The organism is uncultured Lactobacillus sp., from assembly GCF_945290125.1.
Lineage (GTDB): Bacteria > Bacillota > Bacilli > Lactobacillales > Lactobacillaceae > Lactobacillus > Lactobacillus rizhaonensis.
Genome location: NZ_CALYQV010000015.1, coordinates 14538 through 38524, shown reverse-complemented (window position 1 = coordinate 38524; position 23987 = coordinate 14538). Strand labels below are relative to the sequence as shown.

The window sequence follows — 23987 nt, the reverse complement described above, 5'->3', positions numbered from 1 at the left end:
TCGAACCCTGGACCCACGGATTAAGAGTCCGTTGCTCTGCCAGCTGAGCTAGCCACCCATAAGCGTTATTACAAATAACCAACGGAGACTATTATGCTATTATTTTCAGTGAAATGCAAGTTTTTTTATTAAATTTTGATGACTTTTTTGGCTAATAAACTAAAAACCAGTATAATGATAACAAAAGGGGGCTTTTCGATGTCAAAGAAAATTCTCGTTGTTGATGATGAAAAACCGATTTCTGATATTATTAAATTTAATTTGACAAAAGAGGGTTTTGACGTTGACACTGCATATGATGGTGAAGAAGCCATCAAAAAAGTTGACGAATATAATCCTGACTTAATGATCTTAGACTTGATGCTACCCAAAAAAGATGGTTTGGATGTAGCTCGTGAAGTGAGACAAACGCATGATATGCCTATAATTATGGTTACGGCTAAAGATACTGAAATTGATAAAGTTTTGGGTCTGGAAATGGGTGCAGATGATTATGTGACTAAGCCTTTTTCTAACCGTGAACTAGTGGCACGGGTGAAGGCTAATTTGCGGCGGCGTAATATTGTTAAAAAAGATGAAAACGCTAATGATGATAGTTCAACAAAAAATATTACTATTGGCAATTTGGTAATTATGCCAGATGCTTATATTGTTGAAAAAGAAGGTAAAAAGATTGAGCTGACTCACCGTGAATTTGAGTTGCTCTATTATTTAGCCCAGCATATGGATCAGGTAATGACCAGAGAACATCTTTTACAGACTGTTTGGGGTTATGACTACTTCGGTGATGTCCGGACAGTTGATGTTACTGTGCACCGTTTACGTGAAAAAATTGAAGATAATCCAATTCAGCCGCAGATTTTAGTAACTCGTCGCGGTGTTGGCTATTACGTTAAACAGCCTAATGAAGACTAACAAAGAAAGCCCCGCAGTATTTAGCAAGCGCGGTTTTCTTTTTATTTAATTTTGTAAAACTATGAAAAAATTCAGGAATAAGTTTAAACATTTAACCATTTCGATAAATACTACTTTAGCTATTGTGTTCATGGCGATGATCATCGCTACCATTGAAGTTATTGGTGCCTATTTTACACGTCAATTGGAACAAAACAGTATTGAAAATTTTCAATCATCCATTCAAGTTTTGCCAATAGTTTCTAACCAGTTGTCAACGCAATTACTAAAAGACAATAAGCATACTGACAGTAATTTAAACAGAATTGTCAATGACTACAGCAATGGTATAGGTACGATTAGTGAAATTATTGTTGTAGACAATAAGGATATTATTCGTGCAGTTTCAAATCTAAATGATAAAAACCGGATTGGTCAGCGTGTCAATAATACTTTAGTTAAGCAGGTAACTTCAACTGGCAGACAGGCAACTAAAGTTGTCAATGAAAACGGAGACTATATGGTGCAAGTTACCCCTTTGAACGCAGGTAACGGCTCCGCCAATACTGTTGGTGCAATTTATGTCCGAGCGTCAATGCAGGGAGTTTTTAATGACCTGCGCAATATTTCATTGATGTTTTTGGTCACTTCTATGATTGCAGCAGTAATGGGGGCAATCTTATCTTTAGTAGTCTCCCATGCGATTACTAAGCCCATTGAGGAAATGCAAAGCCAGGCACTTAATATTGCTGATGGTGATTATTCAAGTCAGGTAAAAATCTATTCCAACGATGAATTAGGGCAGTTAGGTCAGGCTTTTAATACCTTGTCTGTTAGAATTGAGCGCTCTCAAGAAGAATCTGAAAGTGAACAGCGTAGGCTGGACAGCGTACTGTCTCATATGAGTGATGGCGTTCTTGCAACTGACCGGCATGGTAATGTTAATGTTGTCAACCAAATGGCGCTCAATTTTTTAAACCAAACGGAAGATGAAATCATTAATCAGCCGATCGCTACAGTTTTAGGCTTAAAAGAGTCCTCACAAGATTTAATTGCCAACCAGAAAGGCATAGCAATCACCCTGAGTAAAGGAACAAGGGATGAAGTCATTCTACACGCCAGTTTTTCTCTTATTAAAAGAGTTACCGGCTTTGTTTCTGGTAGTGTCTGTGTTTTGCATGATATTACTGAACAACAGAAGAATGAAAATTCACAAAAGCAGTTTGTTTCTAATGTTTCCCATGAATTACGTACGCCACTTACTAGTTTACACGCGTATATTGAGACGTTAAATGAAGGAGCATGGAAAGATCCCAATGTTGCCCCCAAATTTTTGCAGGTAACGCAAGAAGAAACTGAGCGCATGATTAGAATGATCAGTGAACTTCTCAGCCTGTCAAGAATGGATAGGGGAGTTTCCAAAGTTGATTTAGAGTGGGTTAACTTTAACGATTTTGTAGCTCATATCTTGGATCGCTTCGACATGATTGTTAAAACGGATAAAAAGGAAAACAAAAAGTATACCATTACTCGTGAGATGGGTACGCAGGCATTATGGGTAGAAATCGATACTGACAAGTTTGCGCAGGTAATTGATAACATCATGAACAATGCCATTAAATATTCGCCTGATGGTGGCGTGATCACGGTAAAACTACACTCAGAGCAAAAACGCATTGTTTTGAGTATTGCCGATCAGGGCTTGGGTATACCGCGAGAAGATTTAACTAAAATTTTTGATCGCTTTTACCGCGTTGATAAAGCTCGTTCACGGGCTCAGGGTGGCACAGGATTAGGATTGGCGATTGCTAAAGAAATAGTGGAAGAACATCACGGTCATATTTGGGCCAACAGCAGTGAAGGAAAAGGCTCTACTTTTTATATTGCACTGCCTTATGAACCAATGAGTGAAGGGGATGATTGGGATGAAGTCTAAATTTAAGCTTGGCGACGCGTTGCTTTTAATAGGAACTTTGGCTGTTTTCGGTCTGTCAATTGTACTCTGGATATTTATCATGACTAATGACCAGTATTTCAATCATATTAGTCAAACCAATAGGGTAACAGAACAAACGCGCAGCCGCCGCGATCGGATTGTTTCCAATCTTTATATTCCTACTAATTCTTATGGTTTTAAAAATGGTCAGTTGTACCGCTTGTATGATGCTAAAAAGAATTTACCACTGGAATTTGTCAAAGAAGTAAAAGGGGTAAAATACCGTAATATTAAGAAAATTAGTACGGATAAAAAAGAATATGAAGAAATGTTGCATGATTCGGAGTGCATCCAGTTAAGCTTTCCTAAAGAAGTTAGCATTAATTTGTTTACTAAGAAGAATGTGAAAAAAGGCGATCCGAAATTTCGCCGTGTCTTCATCACAAATAGTAATGATTTCCTTTATTTAGGTAATGATAAGACTTATACCATTTACCGTATTAATTTAATTAAGGGCAACTTTAATAAGCTGCGTAGTTATGCTAGTAATGCTCGGGGCAAGATCCCCGTTGAGTTTATGCGTCTCAAAAATTGTTATGAGGTTTTTTTCACCAAACAAGACCACTGGCGCATATACAGCTATTTGACAAATACGCAAACCGATTCTTACTTTGTTTCTCGCCTTCTAGGCACGACAAATGTAACTACACGCTCAAATAAAAAAGGCTGGGTTACTTATTCGCTTAACTACTATACCAACTTAAGAGTCCCAAAGGCTAAAACTGACCGCCATGATTTTCACTATACACGTTATGAAAAGCACAAAGACAAAACGCTGAACGATCAACTGCTGGAAAGTGTCAGTTTTGTTCATAAACTTGGCTTGAGTGAACAAGATTTACGTTATTTTGATACAACGGATAATTCTATTAGCTATGCTAATTATGTTGAAGGGATACCCGTCTTTTGGGATAACAGCAGTCCTCAAGTAGTGACGTCATTTACTGAAGATGCAGTTAAAGTTGACTTTAACAATACGGATTTACAAATTCCGATACCTTTTGATGGGCAAACAAAAACTCTACCATCGAGTGCAACGGTAATGCAAAGATTAGTTAATGCCGGTATGAGAAAAGAAGAAATTCAGCGCATAATAGTGGCTTTTGGTGTAGAAAAGGATAATTCACATGACCACCTGGTTAATCTAGTACCGGGTTATTATGTGAAAGCATATAATCAATGGAAGAGTTTGGCTGAATGGGAAAAAGTTGATTTTCTGAGCTTAAATAAATATAAACAGGCAATAATGGAAGAAGGGAAATAAAGATGGACCGTAAAAGAATAGAATGGTTATTTTTCATTATTTTCTTGTTAATTGATATTTATTTAGGAATCGAAATTTGGCGTTCTCCTATTAGCTTAAGTGATACATCCGGTTCAACTGCAACAAGTATCCGGGCCGAGATGCGTGCTGACGGCATTGATATTCCCCTCCATATTTCGCATAAGCAACAATCTGGTTATTACTTAGCTGTTAAGAATCGCGACTATCTTTCTCGTAAAAGCAGTAGTTTAACGCAAGTTACTACCCATTATTCTAAAAGCGATAATTCTTTAACTGGTACACCAAAATCCCTGATTTTGCTCAGTGGAAATCGTAAAAAGAATTTACAACAATTAGAGGATTTTAAAAATGATCCTAAAAATGTTCCTTACGGTAAAGAATTTAAATTCGAACCCAGTATGTCAGGCGATAATACCTATTGTTATGTACAAAATACTGACTATGGCCGTATTTATGACAGTGATGCTCAGTTAACAATTAATGTGCGTGATAATCAAATTGTTAACTATACTATTTCTTATATGGGGCCTATTAATGCTGTACGTGAACCACAATTAATTATCAGTGCCTGGCATGCTGTCAAAGCAATGTATACTGATAGGGAAATTGTCAACAATTCACGTGTAATGCAGGTTAGCCTGGGTTATTCTAAATTAACCGATGTTCGCGGGAGCACTATTTTATTACCAACTTGGTTAATTCAGGTAGAAAATAAGACTACTAAGAATATCACTGTTAAAAGAGTTAATGCATTTACAGCACAAATCTTGCAGGGCAGCTCATATAATGTTAATGTACAGAAAAATTAGGAAGGAAAAGATGCGGTGCAGGTTTCCGTTTTGGCCAGCGGTTCTACTGGTAATACCAGCTTGATCGAAACTGGGCAGCATAAGATTTTGATGGATGCTGGCTTGTCAGGTAAAAAAATCAAGATGTTGCTAAGTGAAGTTGGCGTTGATATTAAAGATATTGACATGGTTTTTTTAAGCCATGACCATTCAGATCATAGTAAAGGATTAGGGGTTTTAATGCGGCGCTATCCTCAAATTGCTGCTTTTGCCAATAGTGGTACCTGGGAATATTTAACTGAAACGCAAAAAATTGGGCAGATACCGGTTGAACAAATTAATGTTATTGAACCGGGGCAAACAAAAACATTTGGTGATTTGGATGTTACTGCTTTTGCGACCAGTCACGATGCGGCTCAGCCACAATATTATGTTTTTACAAGCGGCGGTAAACGAATGGCCTTTTTGACAGATACCGGTTATGTTTCCCGTAAAGTAAAAAGTGTAATTGCAGACGCAGATGCCTATCTCATGGAATTTAATTATGACGACATGATGCTGCGTAATGGCCCGTATTCCTGGGGATTAAAACAACGCATATTATCGGATGTTGGTCACTTATCAAACGATGATGCCGGGCAGGCTCTGCTGGATGTAGTAACAAGTAAAACAGAACATATTTTTTTGGCACACAGGAGTCAGCACAATAATACGGCAAAGTTAGCTTACAATGCTGCCAAAAAAATAATGGTTGACGGAGATGCTAATTTGCCCAGTGATGTTAAAATTGTTTTGACCGACCCGGTCCAGCCAACTAATTTAGTACAAATTTAAGGAAATTTTTTACCTTTTTTCAAATTTGGTTAGTATAGTAAAAAAGATATATAAAGGAGACTAAATGATGAATAATCAAAACTCTGGTCGTCAGCAACATGGCATTTTGAAGACTGCTATTATTGGTGTTGTAGCCGGACTTATAGGTGGTGGGGCCTCATATGTGGCCTTAGATCAAATTAATAATGCTAATATGAATAATAATGCACAGACTAGTATTAGCTCCAGCAGTGCTAAAACCTCTAGAAACAGTGCTAAAACTAGCGGGACAATGACTCCAGCTTATAATGACGTTAAAGGTGCTGTGGTTTCAGTTATTAATATGAAACGACAGACAAGCAGCAGCAATTCCCTTTTCGACATTTTCGGCGATTACGATGATAATGATAATAAGGGCAAAGGAAAACTGCAAACATATAGCGAAGGCTCAGGAGTAATTTACACCAAGTCGGGTAATAAGGGCTATATTGTTACCAACAACCACGTCGTTTCTGGTAGCGATAAAATTCAGGTTATGCTGTCTAATGGTAAAACAGTTAATGCACGTATTATTGGTACGGATGCTACAACAGACTTAGCTGTACTTTCAATTGACAGCAGCTATGTCACTCAAACGGCTGAATTTGGTGATTCTAAGAGTTTACAGGCAGGACAAACAGTAATTGCGGTTGGCTCTCCTCTGGGTAGTGAATATGCTTCTACGGTTACTCAGGGGATAATTTCGGCTCCGGCACGTAGCATCACAACTTCATCTGCTAATCAGCAGACAGTTATTCAAACAGATGCAGCAATTAACCCTGGTAACTCAGGTGGTGCATTAGTTAATTCTGCAGGACAGGTTATTGGGATCAACTCAATGAAGCTTTCTCAATCAAGCGATGGTACATCAGTTGAAGGAATGGGTTTTGCTATTCCTTCCAATGAAGTAGTAACTATCGTTAATCAATTGGTTAAGAAAGGTAAGATTGTGCGTCCACAACTGGGAGTTAAAGTAATTGCTTTACAAGGCATTCCTTCCAGTTATAGAAACCACCTTAACATCAAATCTAATCTTAAAAATGGTATTTATGTAGATTCAGTTACCAAGCACAGTGCGGCTGCTATAGCAGGAGTTAAAGCAGGCGATGTAATTATTAAGGTTGACAACAAAGCTGTTTCAGATGTTGCTTCGTTACACAGCATTTTGTATAATCACAAAGTCGGAGATAACGTCAATTTAACCGTTAATCGTAACGGAAAAGAAATCAATTTGCGAGTAAAATTGCAATCGGACTAAATCAAAAATATTCCAGAATTAAGTAGAAAAAGGGCTATACTATGCGGTTTGAAACATAAGTATAGCTTTTTTCTTAATATTATTATTGGGAAACAAAATAAAGTTCGGAATTAATAGCTGTCAAGTAAAACACAAAGATAAAAATCTTGTTGATAACTGTGGATAACTTTGTGGATTGTGCATAAAATGCGAAAAATCAGTTAGGATAAATTGTTGAAAACCTGTGAATTGTGTGTAAATAATAGTGAAAATTAATTAGATCAAACAGTTGTTCAAGGCTTAACAGCAGTATTTTAGGGTAAAAAGTTTGTGAAAATTACCTATAAGTAATCTCACTGTGGGTAAATTTAGCCTGATAAATTTAAAAAAATAAGCAAAACACAAGTTATTCGCTTACTAAAGGTAAAGACCACAAAATGTAGTTTTTAACTTTACACAGTTGTGGAAAAGGTAAGTGGAAACTTTGGGAATTGGGGGATAAAATAGCAGTTATGAATATTAAAATTGTTTGTGTGGGTAAATTAAAAGAAAAGCATTTTAAGGATGCTATTGCTGAGTATCAAAAAAGGCTGAGCCGTTTTGCTAAAATACGGTTAATTGAAGTTCCTGATGAGAAGGCACCAGAAAAGTTTAGCCAAGCGGAGCAGGAAAATGTCAAAAAAATAGAAGGACAAAGAATCCTGAGCAAAATAAAAGATAAAGAATACGTTTTTGTAACCGCAATTAATGGCAAGCAGCGAACTAGTGAAGAATTTGCGCACGAGATAAAGGACCTTGCAACCTACGGACATTCTGATCTTACTTTTGTTATTGGTGGCAGTTTAGGCACAAGTTCTGAAGTGGATAAAAGAGCAGACGATTTAATGAGCTTTGGTAAAATGACTTTGCCCCACCAGTTAATGCGGGTCGTTTTGATTGAACAAATTTATCGCGGCTTTATGATTAATAGTGGCAGTCCCTATCATAAGTAGATTTCTTTAACTTAATACCGTATTGTATAAAATCCATGGCAGTAGGGCTTAAAACATTACAAGATTGAATCTAGGATGGAATTTTAAATATGAAAAAGATTGGAATACGTGAAGTGGCAGAAGAAGCCCATGTTTCTACGGCTACAGTTTCACGAGTTTTGAATAATCGCGGTTATATTAGTAAAGAAACTCGTGATAAAGTGCATGTAGCCATGAAGAAATTAGAGTATTACCCCAACGATCTAGCTCGTGCATTATATAAAAAAAGAACATATACAATTGGTGTAATTTTTCCTTCAAATGTTCACCCATTTCAAGCTGAACTAATCCAAGACATTGAATATCTCTTGGCCCAGCAGGGTTACAAGCTGCTGTTATGCAACAGCTTGAATAATCCTCAAAAAGAGATTGAATATTTAACAATGCTCCGCAAAAACCAGGTAGATGGCATAATTGTGGGGACACATAATAAACATGTGTCTGGTTATCAAAATTCCAAACTACCAATAGTTGCAATTGACCGTGATTTAGGTAGGAATACTACAACGGTTGCTTGTGATAATTATGCTGGTGGGAAAATGGCAGTGCAACTATTAATTAATCATGGCTGTAAGCAAATTCTTGATATTAGGGGAGATAGTTCTGTCAAATTACCGGCTAACGATCGCTCAATTGCCTACATGGATTTACTAAAAAAGAACAATTTACCAGAAAACATCTTAGAGGTTCCGTTTGTATGGGATGCTGCTAAAAAGAAAAAAACTATTGAAAATTATTTGGAAAGTCATCCTCAAATTGATGGTATCTTTGCAGGAGACGACCTTTTAGCTTCATTAGCTATTTTTTATTTGGAAATGCACCATAAAAGGGTGCCAGAAGACGTCAAAGTTATTGGCTTTGACGGGGCAAAGCAAACTTTACTATATAATCCCAGATTAACAACAATCAGGCAGCCAATTGCTCAAATAGCTAAGGTAGCAACAGAAAAATTGATTAATAAAATTAATGGTAAAAAAGAAACAGATCGACTGGACCTTCCTGTTAGCCTATATTTAGGTCATACCGTGTAAAACTCGTCAGTTTAAGAGCTGACTTTTTTAATTTGTAATGTGTAACCGGTTGACATATGTAACGGGTTGCAGTATATTACGATATATAAATGAAAGTGCTAACAAGGAGAAGTGATAAAATCAATGCCAACTAATAATCAAAGAATTTATTATCAGCCAAAAGATGTCTGGGTAGGAGACATTATGCCGTATGCTAAAGATGGTCAGTTTTATATATATCACCAAAGAGATAAACATATAAATGGCCCTATTACTGATCCTTTTGGATGGTCTCTGGCAACAACTAAAGACTTTGTGCACTACCAGGATTATGGAGAAGTATTAAAACGTGGTAGTGATCAAGATTGGGATCAATTTATTTATGCGGGATCTATTTTTGAAGCTAATGGCAGTATTCATGCTTTTTATACAGGATTTAATAAGCAATTTTTAAAAGAGAAGAAGACTTCGCAGATTTTATTGCATGCCACTAGTAAAGATTTTGTTCACTGGACTAAATCAAAAAATGCCTTAAAACTTGAACCTCAACCAGGCTATGACAATCGTAATTGGCGAGATCCGTCAGTTATCTGGGATGAAAGTAAAAAAGAATATCTGTTAATTTTAGGGGCGCGTAAAGGTCAAGATAAGCACAAACTAACTGGACGGCTTGTAAAATATACTTCAAAAGACCTCGAAAATTGGCAGTTTGAAGGCGATTTTTGGGCACCAAATTTATATACTATGTTTGAAATGCCACAGCTGTTTAAGATGGGTGATTGGTGGTATCTGGTATATTCGGAGTACAGTGTAAAAAATAAGGTTTTCTACAGAATGAGTAAAAGTCTCACTGGTCCTTGGCTTAAGCCCAAAGATGAAGCTTTTGACGGGCGTGCTTATTATGCTGCGCGTACGGCTTTTGATGGCAAGCGGCGAGTACTTTTTGGCTGGGTACCAACCAAAACAGATCTAAATGACATGAACAACTATGAGTGGGGCGGTACTTTTGTACCGCAAGAAATTTACCAGCGTTCAGATAATACTTTAGGCGTCCGCCCTATTGCAGAAATCTGTGCAGCTTTCGCAAATAAACAAGAAATTGCGCCACAAAAATTACAAACCACGGACACACTTCAAGAAAAGGAACTTATTAAAAATACGGGTGAACATTTTTATTTTCATGCCAAAATCAAATTCAGCTCTAGTGTCAGTGATTTTTCTGTAAGGCTTTATCAAAATTCTGCAACAGATGAATCATATGAGTTCAGATTTAATTTGGATGAGAATTGCTTAACTTTGGATAAGAATCCTTGCTACAGGTGGTATCAAATGATGAACAAGGGACTTAACAGACCAATCAATTTACGGGCTGGTAAAGAATATGATCTTAAAATAATCGTGGATGATAATATCCTGACTATTTATTTAGATGGTACTGCCTTAAATGCCCGCGTTTATCATAAATTTGGTCATGGCTTAAGTATGACAGTGACTAATGGAGCCCTTCATGTTGAGCAAATAGAATTTTCCAACGATTATCGTAAATGATAAAAGGGGATAAAATATATGACAGATTATAATAAAATTGCGCAAAAAGTCTTAAAAAATGTTGGTGGCGCAGATAACGTAGTTAGTGCCACTCATTGTGTTACTAGATTAAGATTAGTTTTAAAAGACATTAACAAAGCGGATCAGGATGCTCTCAATAATATTGAAGGTACTAAAGGAGTAATATACAATAGTGGCCAATTGCAAATAGTATTTGGACCGGGAGCAGTTGAAGAAGCTTATGATGCTTTTGTCAAGGTATCAGGTACAAAGGAAGTTTCAGTAGATCAAATTAAAGATGAAGGAATGAAAAATAAGAATAAGTTTCAACAAGCTTTCAAGGTTTTTGGTGATATCTTTATTCCTATAATTCCAGCTTTCATTGGTGCTGCTATGATCTTAGGACTGAGATCATTGCTTGCCACTCCTGGTATGTTTGGTATGACTAAGTCCTTAGCACAGCAAAGTGTTTATGTAGGCGATTTTTGTAAGTTCTTGAATGTGATTGCTACTACGTTCAAAATACTTCCTGTCTTGGTAATGTATACTGCAACAAAACGCTTTGGTGGCAATCCAATTTTAGGAATATTGGTTGGCTTTGTCATGATTTCTCCTGATTTGGCTGACAGAAACGCTTTTGTGTTAGGTCAAGTGCATCCAGCATACTGGAACCTATTTGGTCTAAAAATTGCTGCAGTTGGTTTTCAGGGCGGTGTCTTTGCCGCTATTTTAACCGCTTGGTTCCAAGCAAAAGTAGAAAAGTTTGCTACCAAATACGTACCTCAAATTGTCTCATATATTTTAGTACCGACAATTACTTTACTTGCAGCCAACTTATCCCTATTCTTATTATTTGGACCACTCGGCTTGTGGATTGGTGATGTTTTAGGTGGGATTATTAACTTCCTCTATATGAAGATGAGTGCATTAGGCGCGTTTGTTTTTGCAGCTGGATTGCAGCCACTTGTTGTTACAGGCACCCAACATGCTATTCAGGGAATTGAGGCTAATTTAATTGTACAAACAGGTTTTGACTATATTCAGCCTATCTGGTCAGTTTCAATTATTGCGCAAGGTGGCGGCTGCATTGGAATGTATTTAATTTTAAAGCAAAAGTCCAAAGATCGAGATATTGCCATTTCAAGTTTTATTCCTACTTTAGTTGGTATAACAGAACCAGCAATATTTGCAGTTAACCTTAAATATAGTATTGTACCTTTTGTGTGCTCATTCTTGGGAGCTGGTTTCGGCGGCATTTACATGAAGTTGTTCAATGTTAAAGGTTTAGCCCAAGGACTGACTGTACTTCCTGGTTTAACAGTTGCAAGACCAATTGAACCATATGTCATAGGTAATTTAATTGCATTTATTTTACCAATTATCTTTATTCTTACCTGGAATAAATTCAAGCCAATTTTACCGGAAAATAAGAGACGGGTTAATCATCGAGAAAGCAAAATAATTGTTCCTACTGATGATAATTCAGTCTTAGCACCAGTCGATGGTGAATATCTTCCACTTGAAAAAGTTAATGATGAAACATTTTCTAAAAAATTGGTCGGAGACGGTTTTGCTATTCAACCTACTACCGGTGATATTTTTTCACCCGTTAATGGTAAGGTAATTTCGGTATTTCCTACTAAACACGCAATTACTCTAGAAAGTGAAAATGGCGTGCAAATATTATTGCATATGGGGATTGATACTGTAGACTTAGGCGGCAAGGGATTTACCATTTTAGTAAAAGACGGTCAAGAAGTAGCTGCCGGTGATCCTCTTGCAAAAATGGATTTAAAAGCTATTCAAGCAGCTAGTAAACAAACTACTGTCATGGTATTATTCCCAGAATATAAAAAAGGCTTTACAACTGAAAATAAAGAGACAGAAGTCAATCACGGCAATTTGATTTTGCAATTAAACAAGTAGAGAACGAAAATTTATTGAAAACAAGGAAGAAAAAATGCAAACTCCGGCTAAAATTACTAACAAGCGGTATCGGCTAAATTATCACATAACAACACCTTCTGGATGGATGAATGATCCCAACGGCTTTTCATATTACCAAGGATATTATCATATTTTTTACCAATACTATCCTTATTCATCTAAAAGGGGCCCTATGCATTGGGGCCACTATCGCAGTCAAGATTTAGTTCACTGGGAGGAATTACCAATTGCACTGACGCCGGATAGTCCTGAAGATAAAGATGGCTGTTATTCTGGCAGTGCAATTGAAAAAGATGGTCGCTTGTATTTGATTTATACAGGTAATCATTACTACGATGTAAATGATCATAGTCGCTTTTATCAAACGCAAAATGTTGCCTATAGTGATGATGGCATTCATTTTAAAAAGTATAGCAAAAATCCTGTGATTGCGTTGCCACCGAAGGATAACTCACAGCACTTCCGTGACCCTAAAGTATGGCAACATGTAAATGAATATTATATTGTTGTGGGTGGTCAGGACAAAAAGGGATTAGGCCGTGCAATTACTTATAAGTCGACTGATTTATTGCACTGGGATTATTTGGGACCGATTGCTGTTTCTCAGGGACCCGATATTGAGGGATACACCTGGGAGTGCCCTGATCTTTTTTCGTTGGGCAGAGAGGACGTTTTGTTATGTTCACCTCAAGGAATCGTGGCAAACGGTAAAGAGTATCTTAACTGCTATCAAACGGGATATTTTATCGGTAAAATGGATTATCGCAATAATCAATTTAAACATGGTGCATTTCATGAACTTGATCACGGACACGACTTTTACGCTGCTCAAACTATGTTAACGCCTGATAATAGGCGTATTGTTTTTGGCTGGCTTGATATGTGGCACGCTGACTTTCCCGAGCAGGCTGATGGCTGGTGTGGGGCGTTAACTTTGCCGCGAGAATTAACTTTAAAAAATAATCAGCTGTATATGACGCCAGTCAATGAGTTAAAACAATTACGGCAAGAAAAAGTAGTTGACGAAAAACAAACGAGTTCTTCAATGCAGGTTAATGTTTCTGATCCGCAGCACTTAGAGTTACTTTTAACGTTTGGTGTAGGAGACTGGCTAGGTAATGAGATTAGCTTTGTTTTTAGAAATGAACAGGAAAATCTGGTTACACTATCTTGGAATAAGGAAAATAGCGAAGTAATTTTGACCAGAACAGATAAATCGACAAATGACGCGCAACGTTATGGCAAACTAAGACCAAACTCCAGACTAAAAATTCAAGTTTTTATTGATACAAGTTCAATTGAATTTTTCTTAAATGACGGAGAGCTGGTATTTTCAGAACGCTATTACACAACCAAAAAGCCAGCAATTTTTATCACTGCAGACGCGCCGGTTAATATTAGTGTTGCAGGTTATTCTTTAGCTGAATAAATTAAGGGATAGAAAAAAGTGGACAAGCATGTCCACTTTTTTATTTTAACGTCAATAATGCTAGATTTACTAAAACCAAAATTGCAATTGACTGTAGCCAGTCACTTTTTTTAACAGGAACAGCTGCAATGACAGAACGTTTAGCATTTTCGCGGTAACCATGGGATGCCATACCTTGAGCTAAATTTTCTGCGGAATTCAGAGCAACTAAGATTGCTTTAAAATAAAGAACCGGTGACCAAAAACTCAAATATACCCCCCGCATCATGCCAGCGGTACGAATTTGCTTAACAGCCTCACTCATTCGGGGAACGATATTAAGAGCAGCCAAAACTCCATAAGCAAATTTACTGGGCAAATGAAAATATTGTTCAAAAGAGCGGGCTAATTCTGTAGCAGTTGTGCTTATTGAAACGCAGTAGATAGTCAAAGTATAAACGTAAATTCGACTAGATAAGCTTAGTGCGTTCTGTAAGCTGGGCTGTGACGAGAACCAGTATAAAGTCGCAAAAACTGTAAAAGCAGCAATTAAAGGCATAAATAGAGTTAAAAACAAATTGCTTAATTTAATGTGTTTATAAATTAAATAGATCAATGCAAAGAATATGATTAAAAGGTTTGTTAGTAAACTTGATTTCAGTGATATTTCTATAGAAATAATCAGAGCCAGGATAAATTTAAAACTAGGATTCATGATAGTACCTCACTTATTTGTATAGGTTAAATGCTGGTCTTTAAAAATGAGGTGATAATCACACCAATCAGCTAAATTCTTTAACTCATGGCTGATAATTAAAAGCGTTTGTTTCCGTGCTTTCTGACTCTCTCTTAATAAAGACATCACTTTGACAGCGGAATCTGCATCCAGACCGCTAAGTGGCTCGTCAATTAGCAATACATCCTGATCTGAAATCAACATTAATAAAATTTGCAGTTTCTTTTGTTGCCCGCCGGATAATGAATACACGACATGATCAAGCAGTGAATCAAGCTCAAGAGAGGATAACGCGGCAGCTATTTTGTCATCAGTAAAATAAGAATTAGTCCGCTTTTTTTTGCTGAGGTTAATTTCATCTGCAACAGAGACATTGATAAACTGGTCACTCGCAGTTTGAAATATTTGGCCTACATGAAGCAAATACTTACGAGTAGATAATTTATTAATTTCACGGTTGTGGTAGGTGATGCTGCCTGAATAAGGGATCATTTTAGTCAGAGCATTAAAAAGCGATGTTTTGCCCACACCGTTGGCTCCTGTAATCAGAGTGGTTTTACCAGAAACAATATTTAAATGTTCCTGCTTCAGAAGTAAACGATTTTGTCTAATCTGAACGTTTTGCAGGGTAAAGCACGACCGGTCATTTTCCTTTGGTAAGACAAAAGTATAGGAATTAGAATCCGTATTTTTTCGCAACAATTTTTCCTGCTCTGCTTGAGAAAGCTGTACCAGGCGTTTACCCTGAAATTGAAAAAGATTGTCGCAGATTCCTTCATAACCAGCTAGCACATGGTCACTTAAGATGATTGTTTTACCTTGATCGCGCAGATGTGCTAGTTTAGCGATTAAGAACTTGCGGGCAGCGGGATCACAGCTGGCGAAGGGTTCATCAAATAAAAACAAGTCAACATTCATCGCTATGAGTACAGCCAATGCCACTCTTTGTTGTTCGCCACCAGATAATGTATTAATTTTTTGATCAAGTAAATAATCAATTTGGGTAAACTGAACGGCTTCATTTAACTGTTTTAGATACTGGGCCTTATTAAGGCAGAGGTTTTCCAGTGCAAAAATAATTTCTTCTCGAGGAGTTGCCATAGTAAATTGCTCACTCGCATTTTGAAACATCATAGCAGCCTTTAACCCGCCCAGAGTAACAGTGCCGCTTAATTGTCCCGCAAATTCAGGATATAACTTTGCTAATATTTTCAATAAAGTAGATTTACCACAGCCAGTTGGTCCAACTAACAATGAAAACTGCTTTGTAGGAATATTTAAATTAATGTTTGTTAAAATTTGGTTTTGTTTATCATATGAAAATGTTAGGTTATTTAATTTAATCAATTTAGTTACCAAAAAATCGTCAGGATAATAGCCTGACGATGTAAAATCTTTCGTTTTCCCTTCGCTGGCATTATCCATAGCAGGTTCTGCGGGTTTAATCTCAGCCTTTACAGGCACCCCGATGTTAAATTTTATTATACAGAAAAGAAAATTAGTTGTCTAGATACACTGGGTCTTTCCGTTATTCATGTAGCAATAATAAAGGTAAAATAACAAAATTATATTAGGAAGATGAAAATTTGCTATATAATAAAACTATATAATCCCTAAACTGTATAAGAGGTGAAAGTAATGGTAGCAGTTAAATTGGAACAATATTTAGCCAGTATCATAGATGCGGCTAGGTCTGATACTAATGAAGTGAAAATAAAACCAGGTAACAGCAACTTTGATTTGTTTATAGCCTTTTTAGAAAATCGTAATACGGGCATTCATCGCTACCAAACAACAGGACTGACTATTCTATATGAGGCAAAAGGCTCAACTAAAGTGAGGATCAATAGTCAGAATTTTATGCTAAATGATGGTAATATCATCTTTCTACAGAAAAAGAGCAATTATGAAATATTAAAACCTGGTAGTAAAGATATTTTAGTTAAGCTTGAATTTGATCCTAATATAGATGTTCGGAACTTTTTCGACAACCTAACTGTAATGAACAATTATGAAAAACAATTGCTTAAAAAAGTTAATACCACTTTTGAGCAAAAAAAATTATTAGGATTAAACGGAACGTTAATGTCAGAATCTGCCCATCTACTTAAAAAGATAATTGATGAATATCTTAATCACGACTTGTTTACCCGCAACGCTATAATGGCAGAGCTTACTTTGCTTTTCGTTTCTGCTGTCAGAAGTCAAAATTTAACTTCCGCTCCAGCAACAAGTCATCAGTTTGCAAAAACGGATCTGGAAAAATACATTGATGCCCATTTTACTGACATTACGCTTAATGATGCAGCCAAGCATTTTGGCTTTAATCCTAATTATTTTTCAAGTTTGGTTAAACAAAAAACTGGCAAAAGTTTTGTGGAACATGTTGATGAAAGGCGCATGCTGGAAGCACGAAGTTTACTTGCTCGCCCAGATATTTCCGTCAAAGAGATAATTACCCGTGTTGGTTATAGCGGCAAGTCCTTCTTTTATAAAAAGTTCAGTGAATATTATCATGAAACGCCAGTGCAAATGCGTGCAGAACTATTCAGGCAGGCAAATATTAATTTGAAATAAAAAACAACCTTGAGTAAAAGGTTGTTTTTTTACATTTTTTCTAAACGCTTAATTCTGTCCGCTATTGGTGGATGACTGTCAAACAAATGGGTAAAACTGCGTTTTTTACGCATAGGATCTTCAATATACATTCCCGCACTGCTGGGGTCAGCTTTTTTCATTGGTGCAGAGCCGTCAATTTTTTCAAGCGCCGAAATTAGCCCTTGCGGATTGCGTGTTAACTCTACTGAAGAAGCATCAGCAAGGTATTCGCGGTTACGTGACAACGCCATTTGCGCTAAACTGGCACAAATAGGCCCCAAAATTAAGACAAACGCTATTGCTATCACCTTAAAAATGACAACGATAGTACCACCACTATTATGATCGCTATCGCGATCATCATCAATCCACCAAATATAGCGGCTGGCAATCCCAGAAAGATAAGAAATGACACCGACTAGCACGGCAGCAATAGTAGAAACTAAAATATCGTAGTTTCTGATATGAGAAATCTCATGGCCCAAAACACCTTCCAGTTCCTCACGGTTCATCATTTCGAGTAAACCTTGAGTAACTGCAACTGCTGAATGGTCCGGATCACGACCTGTCGCAAACGCATTAGGACTGGGATCATCGATAATAAATACTCGCGGCATGGGTACACGACCAACTAGTGCCATATCTTGCACAACGTGCCATAATTCAGGATTATCCTGCTCATGAACTTCTTGGGCATGATTGAGGCTCATAACCATGTTTGCTGGATTGGGCAAGACAATTAGCATGTAAATTATACTAAAAATCACGGCAATAACTAAACCTAAAATTGGTCTGTTGCTAAAAAGGTAGCCTAATCCTGCACCTACAAGTGCCAAGATAATAACAAACAATCCCATAATACCCACAGTTTTGCGCTTATTGCGGGCAATTTGTTGAAATAACATAGAACTGACCTAGTATTTAAAATTTAACTTTAGGTACTTCTTTTTCAGATTCACTAGTTTGTAAGTAGTCAACTTTCTTAAAGCTATGAATGTGAGCAACAATATTGGAAGGGAAGGTTAAAAGTTTTTGATCATATAGAGCAGCAGATGAATTATAAAGCTGTCTTGAATAGGCAATTTTATTTTCAGTATTAGTCAATTCCTCTTGTAATTTCAAGAAGTTTTGATTGGCTTTAAGGTCAGGATAATTTTCTGATAATGCAAAGATAGACTTAAGCGCATCAGAAATCTGGTTGGAAACTTTTAAGGTTTGAGCATGATCATCACTGGGGATATTAGTTAACTGATTACGCAGCTGCACAACGTTTTCCAGTGTTTCTTTTTCATGTTTGGCATATCCTTTGGTGGTTTCGACTAAATTAGGAATCAAGTCATTACGCCGTTTTAATTGGACGTCAATTTGGCTCCAGGACTCATCGGTGTAAACCTTGGCTTTTTGTAAGCCATTGTATACCGCAATATAGATTGCAATTAATAAAATAATAATAATTACAATTATCCAAGTTAAACTGTTCATAGTCTTCCTCCTTATATATCTCTTAATTATAACTGATTAAGAGACTTTTGAGTATAAAAAAGAAGCTTATACTACCTTTCATTAGCAAAGCTTTACCAAATTGATTATTAAATTAATAAAAGCCCCCAGCCTACAACTGTCAAGACCAGCAAACCTATGAACTGCATTACAGTCCATTTTTTGAAAAATTCTCCCCTTGAGACTGTCGCATTTTGGGTAAAAGTTTTGAGCACAAGCATATTTGCCATTGAACCAATCGGTGAACCAAAGCCACCTATATTGGAACCTAAAAACAATGCTTTAGCGTAAGGGGTAAATTTACCAACTAATATGGTTGCAGGAACATTACTAATAATTTGACTTGAGATGATTGACGTGAAGTAAGTTGAAGTTTCTGAATTAATCATGGTATGGATAATGCTGACAATCATCGGAATTTGTTGAATATCACTAATGAAAATAAAGAAACATGTGAAAGTTAATAGCAGAGCAAAATCAACCTTAAGCAAGATTCTGGGGTTTATTAATAATGCCAGGATAATTGCAACAATCATCGGAATTACAACATTAATAACTTTAAATACACCCAAGAAGAATAGTGCGAACACTGCTGTAGTAATGATTGTTGGTCTTAAGCTGATATTAATCTGTTTAACATCCTGCCGCGGAATTTTTTTGCGGGGAATAAAGTGAGAAATAATCAGCGTAATAACCAGTGCCATTATTAAATAAGGCAAAGACCATGAAAAAAATTGGACAGCGTTAACAGAAAACTTACTAACTAAAAAGATATTATGAGGGTTACCCCAAGGAGTAAAGGCAGCCCCAATGTTTGCGCCCATACCGATTAAAGTAACGGGTAAAATCTGGGGCAAATCACATCTCTTAGCAATATTTAGGTATAAAGGAATCAATGTAAGCGCTGTTATATCATTGCCCAAAAACATCCCCGCGATAATTGCCAAAGCCGTAAATAAAATATTTAATTTTTGCATATTATCAGCAATACTGGTCAGTTTGTACGCAAGCACATCAAGGACGTGTAAGTAGGCGTATATTTGAATAATGATTAGCATCGCGGCGACTGAAAAGATCGTATGTAAGTTAATGTCCTCAAACCGCGGTCTAGCAAAAAAAAGACTGACAATCGTTATTACAAAAGTAATTTGCAGGATTTTATCGCTAAAAACCTTTTTCAAGACGGTCATAAAATGTCCCCTTTCACAAGTTATAATCATCTGTAATCGCTATATACATTTTGACCTTTTTTCCCCTTATTAGCAATAATAATTTTTTAGATTGAGGGATACTTTTACTATAAACATAATTTTTGACACTATAACTTAATATATCCTATACTTGAGAAAATTGCTAAGGATTAGGAGGAAATATTAAAATGAGTAATTCCGAAACAGTTAAAATGAACGTTAAATCAGGTGCTGCTGATAAGATTAAAAAGAGTGTGAAAGATGGGCAAGTTGTTTTATTATCGTTAAACGACGGTTCTAATAAATACTCAAATATTGCTGGCAGTTGTGCTGCCGGAACTCGTTTTCAATTTGTGGTCTTGGATAAGCAAGATCCAGACTTTTCAATTAAAGTTGAAAATAACGCCGGCTTTGACTTATACACAAGTCCTGCAGAAATGCAATATTTGGGCAATAACTTGATAGTTGATGAAAAGAATGCAGCAATTAGCTTAGCTGACGACAGTGGTGTGATTGATGCTGCTATGACAGTTAGTGAAAATAATTAGTGTGATAAACTAATAATATTTAGTAAATATTATTAGATTTTAAGCGGTTCCAATAGAACCGCTTTTTAATATTAAAAATCACAGTAAAATGATCTAGTACGAGCAAATCTTGCTTCATTATAGCTTAAGTGGTAAACTATATGAGATTTTCGAAAATCTGAAAGGAAGTATAGTACTATGCGTAAAGGTGAGAATTACAACACCGGTTGTGAACCAAACCAAAGACCTAAGAACAAAAGAAATGGCAAGAAACGTGTTGCGCACGTGGCAGCAGTTGTTGCTTTCTTGAACAAGGCCAAAGCAGACGAAAATAAATAGTTTGTTTTTAAATAAGACTAAAAGGTGGATGACATTACGTCCACCTTTTTTTATTATCTTAAATTGAGTAGAATTGAGTTAAATATTAATGTCTTAATTTTAAGGAGAACATTTAAAAGTGAAGTTTCAATGCTGTGCGTGCGGTTTGCGCATAAATGCCAAACATTTTAAACAAGCAGGTTTGATTAATCCCAAGTTAACCAGTATCTGTGATCTGTGCATTCAAAGAGGAGAGAAGCCGGAGAATTTTACCAATAGCGCAGTTAAAGTTTTCGCACAATGCCTGCTGTTTACCTTTGTAGGTAAGGATGAAGACAGTGACAATACTTCTTTTTTGGTAGCTAAAAATGATGTGCGCAAGCGGTATGAAGCTTTTATTCAGGATTATGACGGCAATGAATTGGCCCAGCAGCAACTGTCAGCACATGATTTTAATCAGGCCGTAATTGACAGTGAAACGGGTCAAACTGATTTTGTGCCCGGCAGTGAATTTACTTTTGCCGAAAATCTAAGTAAATTAGGCTTAAACGTCGATTTTAAGCTCAATGAAGTTGATTATATTGACCGTGAGCGGATTCGTGCTAAATACCATTACCGCTGTCAGTATTGCGGCAGACGCGGACGCAGCGTTGATCACAAAGATCCGGTTTCACTGTCACATAATAATGATTTTGATAATCTGATATTATCCTGCACGGAATGCAACCGTATTAAGTCCAACATGCCCTATGAATTGTTTGTCAGTCTGAATAATGAAATTCCTAAAATTAATCAAAAACTGGTCAAATATGAAAATGCCCTTGCTACTTTGAAGGGTGAATTTGAGGAAAGACGCCGCGAATTAGCAGCTAAAATGCACTTAAAAGGCGTTGTTAATGATCCTGAGCTGGACCAAATACGTAAGCAAAACAAAAAATTGCAGGATGCAATTGATAGCTTGGAAAGCGATTATGATGACTTACGTTCTTTACGCGAGCAGCACTTTATGACTGGCTGGAAACTAGCGCAAGTAAATGAGAAAGATGATATTATTTAATTTTTAAAAGGCTTACAATGAAATTAAGAGGGAAAGGGAGGTCAGAAAATGAAGTCAACTAAATTAAAGCAAAATGCTTTAACAAAACTAGGTATCGGTATGGCTGCCGCAGTACTAGGCATGATGAGTGGAGCTAATCTGGTGCAGAATGTTTCTGCCACTTCAGTAGCACCAAAAGTGAGTGATAAAACAGCTAAAATTAAACCGACTGCAACCAGCACTAGCAATAATCAGCTAGGTTTTTGGACTGGCACTGATGGCGGCTGCACGTGGCAATACGATATCCTTACCAATACGCTGACTGTTAGCGGCGCTAAAGGAGCACAATTGTCAAGCACACCTTTTACTAAAGAATTCAAATGGGCTGGAAGTATTGAACATATCGTTTTTGAAAATCCGATTCAAATGGCACCGGACTCAAAAGAAAAATTTGCTAATTTGAGATATTTGTCTGATATTAAGGGTTTAGAGAACGCTGATACCAGTGAGGTAACCGATATGTCTGGTTTATTTGCTGGTGATGCAAAACTTACTAGTTTAGATATTAGTAAGTTTGATACCGGTAAAGTTACGGATATGAGTAACATGTTCTTTAGATTAGGTATGGATAATGCTACTGCTACAGCAATAGATTTGAGTAAATTGAATACCGCAAATGTAACTACTATGAATGGTATGTTTGCGGTAGCCAATCTTAAAAAGCTGGATTTAAAAAATTTTAATACTAGCAAAGTAACCGATATGGCAAATATGTTTTCCGGTACCAAAGCAGAAACAATCAATGTAGATAGCTTTGATACCAGTAAAGTACAAAATATGAGCCGAATGTTCAATAATTGTCTGGTTAAACAGCTTGACTGCTCAGGCTTTAATACCAAAAACGTAACTGATATGAGTGGCATGTTTTCTTATAATGAGAACATAAGAACTTTAAACTTGAGCAATTTTAATACTAGTAATGTTCAAAATATGAAAACTATGTTTTTTGGAGATTCAAATTTGACCAATTTGGATTTGAGTAATTTTGATACTAGTAAAGTAACTAATATGTCAGGTATGTTTTCAAACGATGCAGCATTAAAACAACTTAATTTAACGGGTTGGAATACTGCCAATGTTACTGACATGAGCAGTATGTTTGCTGGATTAAAGAATATGGTCAGCTTAAATATTAAGCACTTTAATACCAGTAAGGTGACTGATATGTTTATGATGTTTGAAGATGCTGAAAATTTAACTGATTTTGATATTAGTCATTTTAATACCAGCAAGGTGACTAACACCAGCTATATGTTTTCTGGTATGAAAAAAATTACCAGCTTAGACTTAAGTCATTTTAATACTAAGTCTAATACGACTTTGTTTGGCATGTTTAGTGATGATGCCAATTTAAAAACGGTTAATTTGAAAGGCTGGAATACCAAACGGGTCAGGAGTATGAGTCGCATGTTTAAAAATGACCCGCAGCTTGTCAATATTAACTTAAGTCATCTTAAAACTAATAGTCTCACTGAAGCATATGAGATGTTTAAAAATGATCGGAGTCTCAAAACTGTTGATTTACATAATTGGAACATCCGTAAATTAACTGAAGTAAGTGAGATGTTTGCTCAATGTCCTAATCTTACTAAAGTTAATTTACACGGCTGGCACATGCCTAAACTGATTGATGCGACTGATATGTTTATACAGGACAAGAAATTAGCAGGGGTTGATCTGACTAATTTTAATATTCATAACAGCAGGATTTTAAATCAGGCAGGCAATCCTAAAGGGTTTGCTGTGAAATTGGGCCACTACCGTTTGCGTAAGAGTTCAGGTGTAGGTCAAGGATTTAAGCACATTCAAGCTGTAGGCAAAGGAACAATTAGAAAACCGAAAGGCAAAAAATATACTGCTAAGCAAATTATTTAAGCTGTATAATCACTCTGCCAAAAAGAGCCCTAGAGAAACCTATGTCATGTATAACGGTAAAAAATCTCAGTTACCAAAATCATTTCATTTTTGATTTTTAGTAAAATAAAAGGATTAGCTCATTTCAGAACTAATCCTTTTTTGTTTGTCT

21 protein-coding genes, 1 pseudogene and 1 riboswitch are annotated in these 23987 nt (G+C 36.5%); of the genes and pseudogenes, 17 read left to right on the top strand and 5 right to left on the bottom strand.

Annotated features, from left to right (window positions below; translation table 11 throughout):
• Positions 1-198 precede the first annotated feature (198 nt).
• The 12 genes and pseudogenes from yycF (at position 199) to Q0K80_RS04010 (ending at position 14017) form a co-directional block, all read left to right on the top strand.
• Complete coding sequence (gene yycF, locus Q0K80_RS04060) at positions 199-915, top strand: response regulator YycF (RefSeq protein ID WP_294603491.1); 717 nt, start codon at positions 199-201, stop codon at positions 913-915.
• Positions 916-976: 61 nt separating this feature from the next.
• The gene (gene walK, locus Q0K80_RS04055; RefSeq protein ID WP_294603489.1) at positions 977-2830 is read left to right on the top strand and encodes a cell wall metabolism sensor histidine kinase WalK; all 1854 of its coding nucleotides are present in this window, start codon (positions 977-979) and stop codon (positions 2828-2830) included.
• The gene (locus Q0K80_RS04050; protein ID WP_365935032.1) at positions 2820-4154 is read left to right on the top strand and encodes a hypothetical protein; all 1335 of its coding nucleotides are present in this window, start codon (positions 2820-2822) and stop codon (positions 4152-4154) included. The genes walK and Q0K80_RS04050 overlap by 11 nt, the downstream gene beginning before the upstream one ends.
• Before the next feature lie 2 nt (positions 4155-4156).
• Complete coding sequence (locus tag Q0K80_RS04045) at positions 4157-4984, top strand: two-component system regulatory protein YycI (protein ID WP_046324125.1); 828 nt, start codon at positions 4157-4159, stop codon at positions 4982-4984.
• A gap of 15 nt (positions 4985-4999) precedes the next feature.
• Positions 5000-5797: an MBL fold metallo-hydrolase gene (locus Q0K80_RS04040; protein WP_122025503.1), complete on the top strand. Its 798-nt coding sequence runs from the start codon at positions 5000-5002 to the stop codon at positions 5795-5797.
• A 64-nt stretch (positions 5798-5861) separates the two neighbouring features.
• Positions 5862-7073: a trypsin-like peptidase domain-containing protein gene (locus Q0K80_RS04035; protein ID WP_294603485.1), complete on the top strand. Its 1212-nt coding sequence runs from the start codon at positions 5862-5864 to the stop codon at positions 7071-7073.
• Between the two features lie 491 nt (positions 7074-7564).
• Positions 7565-8044 carry a 23S rRNA (pseudouridine(1915)-N(3))-methyltransferase RlmH gene (gene rlmH, locus Q0K80_RS04030; protein ID WP_294603484.1) on the top strand — a complete coding sequence of 160 codons (480 nt, stop codon included), beginning with the start codon at positions 7565-7567 and terminating at the stop codon, positions 8042-8044.
• Positions 8045-8133: 89 nt separating this feature from the next.
• Positions 8134-9114, top strand: a complete 981-nt coding sequence (locus Q0K80_RS04025; protein ID WP_294603482.1) for a LacI family DNA-binding transcriptional regulator — start codon at positions 8134-8136, stop codon at positions 9112-9114.
• Positions 9115-9237: 123 nt separating this feature from the next.
• Positions 9238-10641, top strand: a complete 1404-nt coding sequence (locus Q0K80_RS04020; RefSeq protein WP_294603481.1) for a family 43 glycosylhydrolase — start codon at positions 9238-9240, stop codon at positions 10639-10641.
• A gap of 18 nt (positions 10642-10659) precedes the next feature.
• Positions 10660-12078: pseudogene (locus tag Q0K80_RS04015) on the top strand (PTS transporter subunit EIIC); the annotation flags it as partial.
• Positions 12055-12567: a PTS glucose transporter subunit IIA gene (locus tag Q0K80_RS10375; protein ID WP_365935036.1), complete on the top strand. Its 513-nt coding sequence runs from the start codon at positions 12055-12057 to the stop codon at positions 12565-12567. The pseudogene Q0K80_RS04015 and the gene Q0K80_RS10375, both read left to right, overlap by 24 nt.
• A 34-nt stretch (positions 12568-12601) precedes the next feature.
• Positions 12602-14017, top strand: coding sequence for a sucrose-6-phosphate hydrolase (locus tag Q0K80_RS04010; RefSeq protein WP_294603477.1), 1416 nt, complete (start codon positions 12602-12604; stop codon positions 14015-14017).
• Between the two features lie 40 nt (positions 14018-14057).
• Here Q0K80_RS04010 and Q0K80_RS04005 read toward each other — a convergent pair whose 3' ends face one another.
• Positions 14058-14711, bottom strand: coding sequence for an energy-coupling factor transporter transmembrane protein EcfT (locus Q0K80_RS04005; protein ID WP_294603476.1), 654 nt, complete (start codon positions 14709-14711; stop codon positions 14058-14060).
• A gap of 9 nt (positions 14712-14720) precedes the next feature.
• Positions 14721-16157: an ABC transporter ATP-binding protein gene (locus Q0K80_RS04000; protein WP_294603474.1), complete on the bottom strand. Its 1437-nt coding sequence runs from the start codon at positions 16155-16157 to the stop codon at positions 14721-14723.
• A riboswitch (TPP riboswitch) is annotated at positions 16119-16210 on the bottom strand. Its footprint overlaps the gene before it by 39 nt.
• Before the next feature lie 160 nt (positions 16211-16370).
• On the opposite strand from Q0K80_RS04000, the gene Q0K80_RS03995 reads away from it, so the two are divergent.
• Complete coding sequence (locus Q0K80_RS03995; RefSeq protein ID WP_294603473.1) at positions 16371-17309, top strand: AraC family transcriptional regulator; 939 nt, start codon at positions 16371-16373, stop codon at positions 17307-17309.
• Positions 17310-17338: 29 nt separating this feature from the next.
• Here Q0K80_RS03995 and htpX read toward each other — a convergent pair whose 3' ends face one another.
• The 3 genes from htpX to Q0K80_RS03980 form a co-directional block, all read right to left on the bottom strand.
• Positions 17339-18235, bottom strand: a complete 897-nt coding sequence (gene htpX, locus Q0K80_RS03990; RefSeq protein ID WP_294603471.1) for a zinc metalloprotease HtpX — start codon at positions 18233-18235, stop codon at positions 17339-17341.
• A gap of 16 nt (positions 18236-18251) precedes the next feature.
• A complete protein-coding gene (locus tag Q0K80_RS03985; protein ID WP_294603469.1) occupies positions 18252-18812 on the bottom strand; it encodes a LemA family protein in 561 nt (186 codons plus the stop codon).
• A 107-nt stretch (positions 18813-18919) separates the two neighbouring features.
• Positions 18920-20020: an SLC13 family permease gene (locus tag Q0K80_RS03980; protein ID WP_294603468.1), complete on the bottom strand. Its 1101-nt coding sequence runs from the start codon at positions 20018-20020 to the stop codon at positions 18920-18922.
• Positions 20021-20208: 188 nt separating this feature from the next.
• Here Q0K80_RS03980 and Q0K80_RS03975 point away from each other — a divergent pair, with 188 nt between their 5' ends.
• From Q0K80_RS03975 to Q0K80_RS03960, 4 genes are all read left to right on the top strand, one after another.
• Positions 20209-20568 (top strand): iron-sulfur cluster biosynthesis family protein, encoded by a 360-nt coding sequence (locus Q0K80_RS03975; RefSeq protein WP_294603466.1) that lies wholly within the window; start codon positions 20209-20211, stop codon positions 20566-20568.
• Positions 20569-20745: 177 nt separating this feature from the next.
• Positions 20746-20886: a hypothetical protein gene (locus Q0K80_RS03970; protein WP_109917899.1), complete on the top strand. Its 141-nt coding sequence runs from the start codon at positions 20746-20748 to the stop codon at positions 20884-20886.
• Between the two features lie 118 nt (positions 20887-21004).
• Positions 21005-21922: an HNH endonuclease gene (locus tag Q0K80_RS03965; protein WP_294603455.1), complete on the top strand. Its 918-nt coding sequence runs from the start codon at positions 21005-21007 to the stop codon at positions 21920-21922.
• A gap of 48 nt (positions 21923-21970) precedes the next feature.
• On the top strand, positions 21971-23836 hold the full coding sequence (locus tag Q0K80_RS03960) for a BspA family leucine-rich repeat surface protein (protein ID WP_294603454.1): 1866 nt from the start codon (positions 21971-21973) through the stop codon (positions 23834-23836).
• Positions 23837-23987: the final 151 nt, after the last annotated feature.

Bases quoted from the DNA above. Each gene is read 5' to 3' on its own strand.
- yycF (WP_294603491.1), top strand. From the start codon at position 199: ATGTCAAAGAAAATTCTCGTTGTTGATGATGAAAAACCGATTTCTGAT.
- walK (WP_294603489.1), top strand. From the start codon at position 977: ATGAAAAAATTCAGGAATAAGTTTAAACATTTAACCATTTCGATAAAT.
- Q0K80_RS04050 (WP_365935032.1), top strand. From the start codon at position 2,820: ATGAAGTCTAAATTTAAGCTTGGCGACGCGTTGCTTTTAATAGGAACT.
- Q0K80_RS04045 (WP_046324125.1), top strand. From the start codon at position 4,157: ATGGACCGTAAAAGAATAGAATGGTTATTTTTCATTATTTTCTTGTTA.
- Q0K80_RS04035 (WP_294603485.1), top strand. From the start codon at position 5,862: ATGATGAATAATCAAAACTCTGGTCGTCAGCAACATGGCATTTTGAAG.
- rlmH (WP_294603484.1), top strand. From the start codon at position 7,565: ATGAATATTAAAATTGTTTGTGTGGGTAAATTAAAAGAAAAGCATTTT.
- Q0K80_RS04025 (WP_294603482.1), top strand. From the start codon at position 8,134: ATGAAAAAGATTGGAATACGTGAAGTGGCAGAAGAAGCCCATGTTTCT.
- Q0K80_RS04020 (WP_294603481.1), top strand. From the start codon at position 9,238: ATGCCAACTAATAATCAAAGAATTTATTATCAGCCAAAAGATGTCTGG.
- Q0K80_RS04010 (WP_294603477.1), top strand. From the start codon at position 12,602: ATGCAAACTCCGGCTAAAATTACTAACAAGCGGTATCGGCTAAATTAT.
- Q0K80_RS04005 (WP_294603476.1), bottom strand. From the start codon at position 14,711: ATGAATCCTAGTTTTAAATTTATCCTGGCTCTGATTATTTCTATAGAA.
- Q0K80_RS04000 (WP_294603474.1), bottom strand. From the start codon at position 16,157: ATGGATAATGCCAGCGAAGGGAAAACGAAAGATTTTACATCGTCAGGC.
- Q0K80_RS03995 (WP_294603473.1), top strand. From the start codon at position 16,371: ATGGTAGCAGTTAAATTGGAACAATATTTAGCCAGTATCATAGATGCG.
- htpX (WP_294603471.1), bottom strand. From the start codon at position 18,235: ATGTTATTTCAACAAATTGCCCGCAATAAGCGCAAAACTGTGGGTATT.
- Q0K80_RS03985 (WP_294603469.1), bottom strand. From the start codon at position 18,812: ATGAACAGTTTAACTTGGATAATTGTAATTATTATTATTTTATTAATT.
- Q0K80_RS03980 (WP_294603468.1), bottom strand. From the start codon at position 20,020: ATGACCGTCTTGAAAAAGGTTTTTAGCGATAAAATCCTGCAAATTACT.
- Q0K80_RS03975 (WP_294603466.1), top strand. From the start codon at position 20,209: ATGAGTAATTCCGAAACAGTTAAAATGAACGTTAAATCAGGTGCTGCT.
- Q0K80_RS03970 (WP_109917899.1), top strand. From the start codon at position 20,746: ATGCGTAAAGGTGAGAATTACAACACCGGTTGTGAACCAAACCAAAGA.
- Q0K80_RS03960 (WP_294603454.1), top strand. From the start codon at position 21,971: ATGAAGTCAACTAAATTAAAGCAAAATGCTTTAACAAAACTAGGTATC.